This window comes from Prosthecobacter sp. (genome assembly GCF_044378005.1).
Classification (GTDB): Bacteria; Verrucomicrobiota; Verrucomicrobiia; order Verrucomicrobiales; family Verrucomicrobiaceae; genus Prosthecobacter.
On the sequence record NZ_JBILYB010000173.1, the window covers coordinates 1 to 11,636 of the forward strand.

The 11,636-nt window shown below is 61.5% G+C and carries 8 protein-coding genes; all 8 read right to left on the reverse strand.

Annotated elements, in window-relative coordinates:
- Positions 1 to 186, reverse strand: a 186-nt coding sequence (locus AC6FTP_RS22810; protein ID WP_497209214.1) for a hypothetical protein, incomplete at its 3' end; no start/stop codon positions are given.
- A gap of 186 nt (positions 187 to 372) precedes the next feature.
- Positions 373 to 1,353, reverse strand: a complete 981-nt coding sequence (locus AC6FTP_RS22815) for an alpha/beta hydrolase (RefSeq protein ID WP_497209215.1) — start codon at positions 1,351 to 1,353, stop codon at positions 373 to 375.
- 21 nt (positions 1,354 to 1,374) lie between these two features.
- On the reverse strand, positions 1,375 to 3,045 hold the full coding sequence (locus AC6FTP_RS22820) for a sialidase family protein (protein ID WP_497209216.1): 1,671 nt from the start codon (positions 3,043 to 3,045) through the stop codon (positions 1,375 to 1,377).
- A 175-nt stretch (positions 3,046 to 3,220) separates the two neighbouring features.
- On the reverse strand, positions 3,221 to 6,295 hold the full coding sequence (locus AC6FTP_RS22825; protein ID WP_497209217.1) for a FlgD immunoglobulin-like domain containing protein: 3,075 nt from the start codon (positions 6,293 to 6,295) through the stop codon (positions 3,221 to 3,223).
- A 16-nt stretch (positions 6,296 to 6,311) separates the two neighbouring features.
- Positions 6,312 to 8,033 (reverse strand): dienelactone hydrolase family protein, encoded by a 1,722-nt coding sequence (locus tag AC6FTP_RS22830; protein ID WP_497209218.1) that lies wholly within the window; start codon positions 8,031 to 8,033, stop codon positions 6,312 to 6,314.
- The gene (locus tag AC6FTP_RS22835) at positions 8,030 to 9,316 is read right to left on the reverse strand and encodes a sialidase family protein (RefSeq protein ID WP_497209219.1); all 1,287 of its coding nucleotides are present in this window, start codon (positions 9,314 to 9,316) and stop codon (positions 8,030 to 8,032) included. The genes AC6FTP_RS22830 and AC6FTP_RS22835 overlap by 4 nt, the downstream gene beginning before the upstream one ends.
- A gap of 47 nt (positions 9,317 to 9,363) precedes the next feature.
- The gene (locus AC6FTP_RS22840; protein ID WP_395724623.1) at positions 9,364 to 11,166 is read right to left on the reverse strand and encodes a putative glycoside hydrolase; all 1,803 of its coding nucleotides are present in this window, start codon (positions 11,164 to 11,166) and stop codon (positions 9,364 to 9,366) included.
- Between the two features lie 46 nt (positions 11,167 to 11,212).
- Positions 11,213 to 11,636, reverse strand: a 424-nt coding sequence (locus AC6FTP_RS22845) for a sialidase family protein (protein WP_497209220.1), incomplete at its 5' end; no start/stop codon positions are given.

Genomic DNA, 11,636 nt, shown 5'->3' on the forward strand with positions numbered 1-11,636 from the left:
CGCCCTCGTCACCGACGACTCCGCCGTGGGATTCGCCGCCACATCCGGCACGATGATCTGATACTTCGACTTGCCCCGGAAACCGAGGATCATGTCCTCCGGCTCGTCCACATCCGTCGTCGCAATTTGAGCGATGGCAGGCAACGCGATGGCAAAGAAACAAAGAAAAGCAGCAAACTGGCGCATGAGGCGAGTGTTGGAGGATGAAAACACGGGTGAGGCAAACGTCGCCCGAGGTGGTTCTTTGTCCTCTCGTTCACGGCCTTCGACCTGAATGTAGCCAATCACGATTTGGCCTGCACGAAATCCGCACAGATGTGTTCCGCGACCTGCTTCGCCATCACCGCCGAGCCATTGGTGGTGTGGCGAGCGTCACTTCAACTCAGGCCGCAGGTAGGCTTTGATGTAGTCGCTTTCGGTGGCGTGCTTCACATTCGGGGCACCGGGATAGACGAGGTCGCAGGGGACTTGATGAGCATCGCAGTGTTCTTTGAGCTTCACGCCGAAGTTCGCGGTGTGGGTGGGGTCTTTTTCGTCGTGACCGAGGTTGGGCGGGGCGCTGTAGTAGAGGCCCACGGGCGGATCGCCGCGGGTGACGAGTTCGTAGGGCGAGTATTCTTTGATCCAGGGCATGAGGCGCTCGCGGGCGTCGTAGAACATCTGGAAGGAGCCGATTTTCTTCTTCGCATCCCACACGATGCCGAAGGCGTGGGAGCCGTATTTGCTGTTCGGCGTCCACTCGCGCATCTGGTGAGGATCGAGCGTGGTCTGGGCACCGGACACCGCGGCGCAAAGCACGCGGGTGGATTCGCGGGCGACGGGGTCGGCGCTCGTGGGATCGGCCAGATCATCGTGAAAGGCCAGCCAGAGGCTCGTGCAGGCACCGGCGGAGCCACCGGCGAGGGCGACCTTGGTTTTGTCGAGGTTCCACTCCTTCGCCTTGCTGCGGCAGAACTGGAGAGCGCGGGCGCAGTCGAGCATCGGTCCCTTCACGGGCGGCACGAGCCCATCGGCGGTGGAGTCTTTGATGGTGCGGTATTCCACGGACGCCACTGAGATGCCAGCCTCCAGCGCGGGCAGGATCATGCTTCGAGCCACAGACCGGTCGCCGCCCTGCCAGCCACCGCCGTGGATGTAAACGAGCAGCGGCGTGGGCTGGTCCGACTTTGCCCGCCAGAAGTAAATCACCTGCATGCGATGCGGGCCATACGCGACGTTTTCGTCGGGCTCGACGGGCAGTTCGTATTTCCGGAACTCGGGGGCGGGTTTTTGTTCCTTAGGCGGAGCATCGGCGGCGATAAGCGTCGTCAGGGGAGCGAAAAGGAGGGCGATGAGGGTGAGTTCGAGTTTCATGTTTGGAGTGGCATGTTGCGTTCAAGGCTTCGTCTTCTCCACGTCGATGTAGAGCGAGTTGATCCGAGCCAGGGTGCCGGGGATCTGGCCGTCGTGCATGTAGAGCAGGCGACCGGGGCTGATCTCGCGGATGGCGGTGTAGTTGAAATTGGCGCGGTCGGAGATGACGCGGTGATCGCGCCAGGTGCGGCCGCCATCGAGGCTGAACATGAGATTGGAAACAGGGCGGCCATAGCTGCACGCGAGCACGCCATTGCTCATGAGCACGAGGTCGGGCATGACGCTGCCTTCTTCCAGCGTGCGCTCGAACTTCCACGTCTTGCCGCCATTGAGAGAGCGATGCTGGAGGAGGTTCGACATGTGCGCATCGGGCCGCGTGACGGCGAGCCATTCGCTGTCGCTGAGCCGCACGACGGCGGGCTCGCCACCGAGTCCGATGTGCGCGAGGTGCGTCCACGTTTTGCCCAGATCGGCGCTGTGCAGGAGATGCGTGTGGCGCTCCGGAAAGCCGCGGCCGTTGGCCAGTTTCAGCGTGGCTCGGCGGCTCCAGGCGACGGCGGTGATGCTGCCATCCTTCTCAGCCCAGATGTGGCGCTCAAAGAGAAGCACCTCGCCATTTTTTGACGGCTTGAACTCCGCAGGCATCGAGATGGTGCTGTCGTGCATGGTGAGGGTCTCCGCCTTGGCATCGAGGAGCGAGGTTTTGCCCGTCAGCGTGCCATCCGGCTGCAAACGTGTCCAGCGCGACGGCCCGAGGATGCGCCCATCAGCGAGGCGCACGAGCTCCTGCGGCGAATCGCTGTTTTGCTCGGTGCCGGGCACAGCCTGCCACGTTTTGCCAGCGTCGGTGCTGCGGCGAACGATGTAGGGCTCCAGCAAGGCATCGCTGCCTTGCGGATTGCTGGTCAAAAGCAGGCCCTGGCCCATGTCGTAGAGGTAGGGGCGCGATTCGGTATTCTTCTTGTCGACGTTGAGCGGCCACGGCTCGCTGACGGTGATCTTCAGCGGCGACTTTTCCGCCGCCGCGCTCGCCGCAGGCCGCAAACCGAGCCGCACAAACTCCCACTGCGCCTCGCCCGTGAACGGCTTCGAGGTGGAGCCAAAACGGATGAACTTGCGCGGCGATGTCGCGGGTCGCCAGAAGGCATCGCGCCCTTCGATGATGCGTTTGCCATCCCTTTCGACCGCCATGTCCTCACCGCGAATGATGAGCCGATACGTGTGAAAGGCATCCCGCGTGTCCGCCTGAGCAAAACGATCCGTCAGCGTCCGCACATACCCTTTCGCGGCCTCGGGATGCTTGTCCTGCGCTGGCGTGAGCAAGATGCCTTCGACATGCTTACCATCGCAAACCTCCACGCAAATCGGCGCCCCATCCCGCTGCGGCCATGTCGCCGTCGGCGAATCCCGATGCCCGATCATGCTCACCAGCTTCACACGCGCTTCGACGATGATCTCCTTGGCATCGAGATCGCCCGTCCACTCGGCTTCAAAGGCGCCCAAGTCGTCTTTTGCGTCATCACTCAAATGCAGCGTGCCGTCTTCGAGCTTGGCGTTGGGTTTGCCGATGGCTGCCCACGGACCGGTTGGCAATGAGCTACCATTCCATTGAACGATCCATGCAATGTTGGAGTCCTCGGCATTCAGGGTAACGAGCGGGGCAAGGAAAAGAGCGGCGAGGAGGGCTTTCATGGATGGAGCTTTCTGGTGTTGGCTTGGTTGCGAAACGTCTCGGCGAAGATGGCCATATTCCAAGTCGCGTTCAATCCGAACGCCGCGATTGGAATCAGCCCATTGGCCACAGCCATTGCCGTCTCAGGGCATCGCGACTCGCGAGAGGGATCGATTTGATCCAGCAGCTGGGCGCTCAATCCGCAGTCAACGCCGTGGTCGGCACATGCTGACGCTCCTGAGTAAAGCTCTCCCAGTTCAGATGCAGTTGCGGCATCTGCGGTTCGGGGTTGTTCGGGCTGGCGTAGTCGATGCGTATCGCGAGCGACTTACCAGCGGACATCGGGATGGGCTTGGAAATGAGGCGGAGCGTCTTGGCTTGCGGGAGATCGGGCTGAGGTGGTTGCTTGCCGCGGCGTTGTCTTGCGGGCGGCACTTTCACCGGCGCTTTGGTGGGAGCGCGGCGATTCGCCTTCGGCTCAAGCGCTTGGCTTTCCAAGATGAGCTTGTCATCGAGCCAGAGGCGCACGGTGCTGCCTGCGTCGTGCTCGATGATGAGTTGGTAGTCCTCGCTCAGCAAGGGCTCGAGTCGACCTTCCCAGCGGGCGGAAAAGTTCTTCAAATCAAACGCTGGCGCGTTGGCAGCGTCTAGCCAAGGGCGACCGCTTTGGTCTTGGGCAAAGGAGAGCTGGCGATTGCCAAACCAGAGTTGCGCATCGGTGCGCGTGTGGGCGGCGGGGCCTTGCCACTCGGTGTTGGTGAAGTAACTGCCGCGCAGGCCGCTGCCGGTTTGGCTCGCGGCTTGGGCTTTGTCGGCGAGCTTCACGCGACCACTCTGACGCTCCCAGTTGTCCCAGCCGTGGATGCGATAGATGGGCGATGAGTTGCGGCCCACGGGATTCCAAAACATGTCGCCGTTCGATGCGGTGACGACGCTGCCGCCGATCTGATCAAACAAGAAGTTCTCGACTCCGTGCGACGCGAGGGCCGCGCGATACACTTGGTCCACCGGCAGGCCGTCGTCGGCGTGGCGATCCAGGAAGCTGCCGGCGTAAAGGCCATCGGTGGTCCATGCTTGGCCGATGCGCACCGCGCGATCCTGGATGATGACGCAACCTTTGGCCACGGCCATGATGCGTTTGGGATACTGAAACTCGCCTGGGGCGATGTCGTTCACGCTGCCGTGTTTGCCTGCGACGAAGAGCGGCTTGCCCTGTGCATCGTAGCGCAGGATGCGCGCGGTGCCGACAGTGTTGCCGGGCCAGGCGTTGCCTTGTCGATCATCGTTTGGATGATGATTGGCGCGGATGAGTGCGGTGAGTGCGCCGCTGTCATCGCGATGCAACGCTGCGACGGAGATCGTGCTCAGCCGCGCGATGTCGGTGGGCAATTTCTCGCGCGTCGGCTCCACGACGGTCCAATCCCACTGCGGCGTTGCGTTGGCATCGGAGAGGTTTTTGAGGATCAAACCAATGGGCTGATCCTCGTTGCCCGCTGGTGTGCTGCTTGGCAGCGTGACGTTCCACTGCGCATCCATGCTGCCGTGACCGAGGCCGGGAATAGCTGGCGCGGTGGTCACGCGGAACTCGCTGTCTTGCATTTCGCCATCACCGTTCACATCGCTCCAGCTATAGCCAAAGAACTCCACAGGCGCGCGTCCGCGATGCTTCGTGCTTGGTCGAGGCAAGTGCTCGAACCACGCAGGCCACTTACCTTCTGCGCTCATCCGCACGACGCCTGCACAGGCGACAGGCACAAACCGATCGTGCTGCTCATCCACGCGCACCACGGCCGGAGCGTGGCTCATGGCATTGCCACCGAGACTCACGAGATACGTCTGCCCTGCGCGATGCATCACCTGCCACTGTGCATCGTGATGCGTGATCGATGGGAAGGGACCGTCGTGAAGCGTCTTGCCTTCCTTCCGAGTAAGCCACGACGGGCTGTCGTAGAGCGTGTCGAGAGTCCACGTGCGCTTGGTGAAGTCCATGCGGACTCGTGCGCGATGGTAGCTGCTCGCGTTCACATACGCGATGCTCGGATCATCAGGATCAATCGCCGCCATGTTGCCCCATTGCTGACCGCCGAACCATTGGTTGATGAGACGCGGCTGATCGTTCTCGATGGCCAAATGCGCCACACGCCGCGGCGTGGCCTCCACGGTGATGAGGCCGCCTTTGCCATCGCACACGATGTCCGACACATCGCGCCAATGCAGCGGATCGAACTTGCCAAAGGGCCGCCCGTCCTTGCTGCCAAGCTGCAAGGTGCGCGCGCCGATCGAGAGCTTGAAGCGACGAATCGTGTGCGCGGTCTTCGCCTCGGCAATCCAGAGTTCATCGCGCGCTTCATCCACTGCTACGTTCGCCGCCGAAGTGAGCGAGTCGTCCTTCAGCATCGGCTCGGGCTTGCCATCAGGGAAAGCGATGCGCCACACCTGCGCACCCGCAGCGGCAATGAGCGTGCCATCACCGAGCACCGCGATGCCACGCACGCCCGGCAGTTTTTGTTCGCGCAACAACGTCAACGACTCAGGATCATGCCAACGAATCGCATCATTCGCCGGATGACTGATCGCGATAAACTTCTCATGCACTGCCAGCCCGCCCGGCTCATGACCCGGCGGCAGAAAGGCCAGCTTAGTGCTGTCGCGCACATCGTTCGGATGCACGACATCCCACTTCTTCGCCAACTCCTTGCTCGGTGCCTTCGGGTCGAGCGCATACAGCCAGGCATCGGTTTGCAGCAGATAAAGAACGCCCTTGCTCACCGCGAGCCGTGAAGCGCCTTTGAATGAACTCAACTGCTCGCTCTGCCAGTGCAGCGTCTTGCCGTCGAGCGACGTGCATTGAAACACCGGACAGTTTTCACCCGAGAGCGCACCGACGTAGAGCCGGTCCTGCGCCGCATCCAGTGCCACCGCCGACACCGGCCCATGACTCCCCACCCACATGCCATGTGCTGCCCAACCGGGATTGGCACCGATGCTCACGAGATACTCGGCTTGCAGCCCGTCATTGCGCAGCACACGCCACTCGTAATCACCCGCTGGCATCGCGCGACCATTCGCATCGAGTCCATCCCACGCGAGACGTTGCTCGCCTGCTTCCATCGCACGACCATGCGCGAGCGAGCGCAACAGACGGCCTTCGTTGTCATAGATCGCAGCGGAGACTTGGCCTGGTTTGGCAAGGGTGAACGAGATGTCCGTCGCACGAAGCGAGGACAAAGCGCAGAGTGTGAGGCAGAGTCCGATGCGGAAGGTGGTCATGTCGATGTGGTGGAGTTTACGGCACCCATTTGAAATCGGCAAAGATCACCTTGGTGAGGTCGGAGCCTTGTTTGGGGAGGAACTGGATTTTGCCCACGCTGGACCAATTCGACATCGGCTTCTGGCTGAAGCGGTTGATGAGACGCTCGGGGGCGATGGTCATCTCCTGCCATTGGTCGGAGGCAGTGATCTCCAGCTCGACCGAGTTGTAATCGGCGGCGGTGAGGATCACAGTTTGCGGCTCAGTGCAGTAGAACTTGAAGCTCAGTCGCGAGTTGGCCGGAGCTTGCCATTTGGGATCGTGCAGTTGCTCGGTGCCGGAGCCGCGACCGTTGTTCGTGGGACGAAATCCCTTGATGCCTTGCGGGCCTTCGAGTTCGGCGATGTGGCTCCAGGCGCTGTAACCGCTGTCGGAGAGGTCGCTCGATGGCTTGTCGGTGGCCACGGCCTTGCCGAGCTTGGCTGGGATGGCCGCGTTGAAGTCGGTCGAGCGGACGATCGTGGTGTCGTAGGTGATGTTGGCGTAGCCAAAGACATAGTCGTCCACGTTGAGCACCGGCATCTTCGCCACCCACTGCTGTCCCTGACGCACGCCGGGAGTGTCGCGCCAGGAACGGGCGTAGCTGCATGGGTTCTTGAGCGCATAAAACATCTCCACCTTGCGCACGGCGTCGGGTGACGCCGGCGTGATGACGAGTTCCGGCACGCCGTTGGCATCCAGACGGATCTCCGACTTCGGATGCTCCGGCCAAGTCACGTCTTTTCCGAGCACATGCTTCTCCAACCAGAACTTCGTGTTGTGCCCGATCTTCTCGGTGTCGTGATGTCCGCGAGCCTGGATCGCAAACGACCACGGCGCGTTCTTCGGGAACTTCTTGAAGCTCTCCAGCCCGCGTTCATGCCCGCCATGATGATCGTTTGAGCCATTCAAAAACAAGGTCGCCGCCGTGATGAAGGGCACATGGGCTTCAGGCGCGATGGAAGCGAGGATGATCTCCTCGCCCGGCGACTTCGGTGGCTCGACGTAAGGCACGTTGTAAAGCCAGACATGCTTGTCGCGATAGTAGTCGTTGTAGCCGATGCCGAAGTAGGCCGCGACGGCCTTCACCCGCGGATCGGTGGCGAGATTCCACATCAACGTGCCGCCATACGAGTAACCCGTCGCTCCGAGCCGTGTGCGATCCACTTCCTTCTGCTGCTCGAGATAGCTCAGCACCCGCCGCTGGATGGCATACCACACATAGTCGGAGGTCTGCTTCGGATCGGTGATTTCGTTTCCATCCAAGTCCTTCGCCCGCGCCGGTCCTGCCACCGTGCGATCCATGTTTCCGTGCCGCAGCTTCTCCGGATACTTCGTGAAGTGAGGCCGGCTTCCCGTCTTCCCGCAATAGTCATGCGCCATCACCACCCAGCCATCCTCGACATACTTCTTGTCCGGCTCCGGCGCCCCCATCCAGCCATGCACCACCAGCAGGCCCGGAGCCTTCACCGCACCCGTCTTCACCCCGTAACGGCAATAAACCCGGATCTCCTCATCGAGCACATACGCGCTTATGTAAGCGTCCCGGTTGAAGATGCCGTCTTTCGTTTCCACCTTCACGACCTCCTCTTTGAAGTCGCCCTGATTGGGGTCGTAGTCCTTCCACAGTGTGGCGGGGGTTGGAAATGGTTGGGCTGCTTGCAGCATCGCGATGGGCACGAGCAGCAGGGCGGTGAGGAGGGTGAGCGGGGATTTCATGGTTTGGCTACTGAAGTTGTCTTGGCCGCCAGTGCCTCCACCTCGCTCATCTTGAAGCGGATGCTGACGATGGAGCAGCCGATGTCTTCTTTGCGATAGTTCGCATACGTCGTGGCGACGATGGTGCCGTCGGGGAGCAAATGGATGCCGGGGTAGAAGCCGTCTTTGAAAGTCTTCAGCAGGCTCACGCGATACTGGCCGGGCTTGCCTTGCTTGATGTCTTCGTAGGTGCCGACCCAGGCGATGAAGCCGGCTTTGTCCTTCGATTGCGGTGTGGCATTGCGGAAGACGATGACTATGCGGCCATCGGGCAACGTGATGCCGTGGTGGCGGTCGCCGGTGAGGCCCCAGGGCGCGTCCACGGCTTGAGACCACGTTTGGCCTTCGTCCCGGCTGAACATGACGAGGCTGGTGCCGCTGCGGCGGTTTTCGCGCATGAGGCAGCAGAGTTCGTCGCCATCGGGCGAGCGGAAGACATAGGGCTCGCAGGGGTGCTTGCCGTCGAGCTTTGTGCCATCACTGGCCATCTCAGGCTCCGACCAAGTGAAGCCGCCGTCGCGCGTGATGGATTGCAGCACTTGCAGCGTGCCGCCTTCGCCGATGCTGCCACCGCGATGGAACATGCCGAGATAAGAACCATCCTTCAGCCGCACGATGCTGGAGAAGGTCATGATGTTGCGAAAGGCATCGTCCTTGGCAATGCGTCCGCCGATGGGCGGAAGCTCGCGCCAGGTCTTGCCATCGTCCTCGCTGACGATGCGCGGCATGAAACCTTCGTGACGGCCTTCGATGAGTTTGGGGTTCTCTTTGTTGGTCAAGGTGCGCGCGGCGAAGACCCACAAGCGCTCCTTGCCATGGTGGTCGGTGATTCGATAGATGCTGGGGCAGTTCTTGAAGTTAATGTAGTTCGGCGGCAGTGCGTCGTCGATACGCTTCCACGTCAATCCGCCATCATCGCTGCGAGACATCGGCCCCGCGTGTCCGCCATGGCCGAGGTTCCAGACGCAAAACATCGTCTTGTTGTCCGCCAGCATCACCGTGGTGGGATGCGCGTGATACTCGTCAGGCCTTGGCGATCCGCGAGCGATGACGATCTGCCGCTGCGTGTCCTCGGAGAGGTCGATGTGGGTCAATGCCTCGCGCTGCTGCTGCCACTGCGCCTTCTTTTCGGCAGGCGCAGATTCCCAGGCGCGTTTAGCCGCCTTGGTGGCGTTGGCAGCTTCGGGTTTGGCTTGGGCGAAAGCGGCGATTGGTAAGAGCAGGAAGATGAGAATGGGTTTCATTTCTCGATGAAGGGGCTACTTGAGATCGTGCGATGGAGACGGCGCGGTCATGGGTTCAACAGGATGGCCGCCTCGCCCTTTCGAAGGGAGACCGCCGTAACGGATGCCTCACGGGTGCCGTCGGAACGGAGCGGCTTCAGAGGCTTGGCGAGCTGAAGCGACAGCGCCCCGCTATCGAAATCCTCGCCGTCCGGCGGGCGGACGATGACAAGTCCCTTGCTGAACTCGCGGGCAAAGACACGTGGCGATGGCACCGGGGCACCCTCTGTCAGGCGCACGTCGTCGATCCACGCGGTGCCGAGCGCCTCGCTGATGCGGAAGCTGATGCGGCCTTCGGCATCGTCTGCGGTGGTGAAGGCCATTTCGTGCCGGGTCCAATCCGTGGTGCCGGTGACACTGAGCATGGCCACAGGTGAGGTGCCAGCCTGGGCGAAGTCGTAGGGATAAACTTGTGCGCCGATGCCACCGCGCACGGCCTTTGTTTTGATCCAGGCGCTCAGAGTGTAGGCGGTGTGCGGCTTGAGGGTGGCGTTCTGGCTGTGGATACGAATGGCCTTGGGATCGGTGCTTTCCAGGCGCACGCTGGCCGTGCCTTCTTGCTTCTCCGTGGTGTCGGGAGCGATGCCTTCCGCGATGCGCCAATCGGCGAGTGAGTCGAGCGATCCGTTGCGCAGGAGATTCGGGTCGGATTGAGACGCAGGGGCGTCGGATGGCCACGGGTGGTATTCGCCTTTCGCCTCGCCGAGGTTCACGCGAATGGCGTCGAACCACAACTCTGTCACGCGAGTGTAAGGATGCAGGCCAAAGCCAAAGTAGGTGCCGCCGCCGTGTGCCATGAGATACGAGGCGAGGCCGTAGAGTTGATCGCGCTCGCGGCTCACGCCGGGCAGCTTCGCTCCGAAGGACACGAGCTGCGCATTATGCACCGGGTTGTATTGCAGCAGTTGCACGTGACCCATGCGGTCATGCTTGCGAGCTATATCAATGCGCCGCTGCCACTCATGGGCGGGTGTGGCAAGGTTGAGCCAGTTCTCCAGTTGGAATCCATCCACGACGAGCGGCTCTGCTTGCCAGCCGTTCGCCACGAAAAGTTTCTGCAGCTGCTTTGCTTTCACTTTGCCAAACAACGCCTGCAAATCACGCGTCCAGCGATCCGCCTCCATGCCCTGGCGTGGATACTCGACGATATTGGCTGCCAGCCCCGGTCCGGCGACATCACTGGGCACGGTGTCGAAAAAGATGCCGTCCCAGTCCTTCGCCACATCAACTGCGTGTCGCTCCGCGATGAACTGCTGGTATCCAGCGAAGCCCACATTCATCACGAAATCATCCACGGGCGGCCCCCAATAGTAGATCGGCACGCGAGCCTCATGGCGCTGCCTTGCGCTGGCTTTGGCGTTCACACGCATGGCAAACTCCGCATCGCTCACGCGGTTATCATGATCGGCGTCGTTGCGATCATCCCAGCCTGGGACCGTTCGGCTTTCTTTGGGGTTCTTTGCCTCTTCCGCGCCAACATGAAGCGTCACCTTCGTGTCTGCGGCGAAGTGAATGAAGCAGCTCTCGTAGTCGAAGCCCTTCTCCTGGCACCACCTCCGCAAGGCTTCTGCCTTCTCGGATGGCTCCAGCATGGTGCAAACAAGCGCGTATTGAATGGCCAGATGACCTTGCCGAGCTTGTTTCGCCTGAAGGCGAAAGCCGAGATCGATTTTGTCCGTCATCCAAGCCGCATCACCGCCGAAGTTCATGAAGGTGCGCACCGTGGGCAGCACATGTGGTCGGTCGGTGGCGTGCAGCGGGGCCAACGGCGCGAGCAGCATGGCGGCGATGAGGGTGGAGGTGCGTTTCATGTTGGTTGTTTCTGGCGTGGTTGAATTTTGTAACGCTACTTCGTTTTCACTTCTTCGGCGTGGGTGGCAGCGCTTTGATCCACGCGAGGTTGAAGGCGTAGTGGTCCTTGCTGGTGATGAGTTGGATGCGGCCGTCGCGGGTTTGGGTGACGGCGAGGTAGCCGTTGATATCGGCGGTGGTTTTGCCTTCGGGGGCGATGAGGCGGCGGTCGGGCCAGGTCTTGCCTTCGTCGTAGCTGACGGCGGTGAAGAGGCCGTAGCCGGTGTAGTCGCCGCCGGTCGATTTGAAGCTGAGTCCGGCGCGTTCGTTCTTCGGTGTGCGGGCTTGGTCGGTGAAAGAGCAGAGCAGGATGGGGCCTTCTTTGAGCCGCAGCATGGCGGGGCGCTGGGTGTTGCTCACCACGGGGAACTCACTCGTTTCCCATTGCCACGTTTCACCGAGATCGCCGGAGTAGCTGACGGGCATCTTG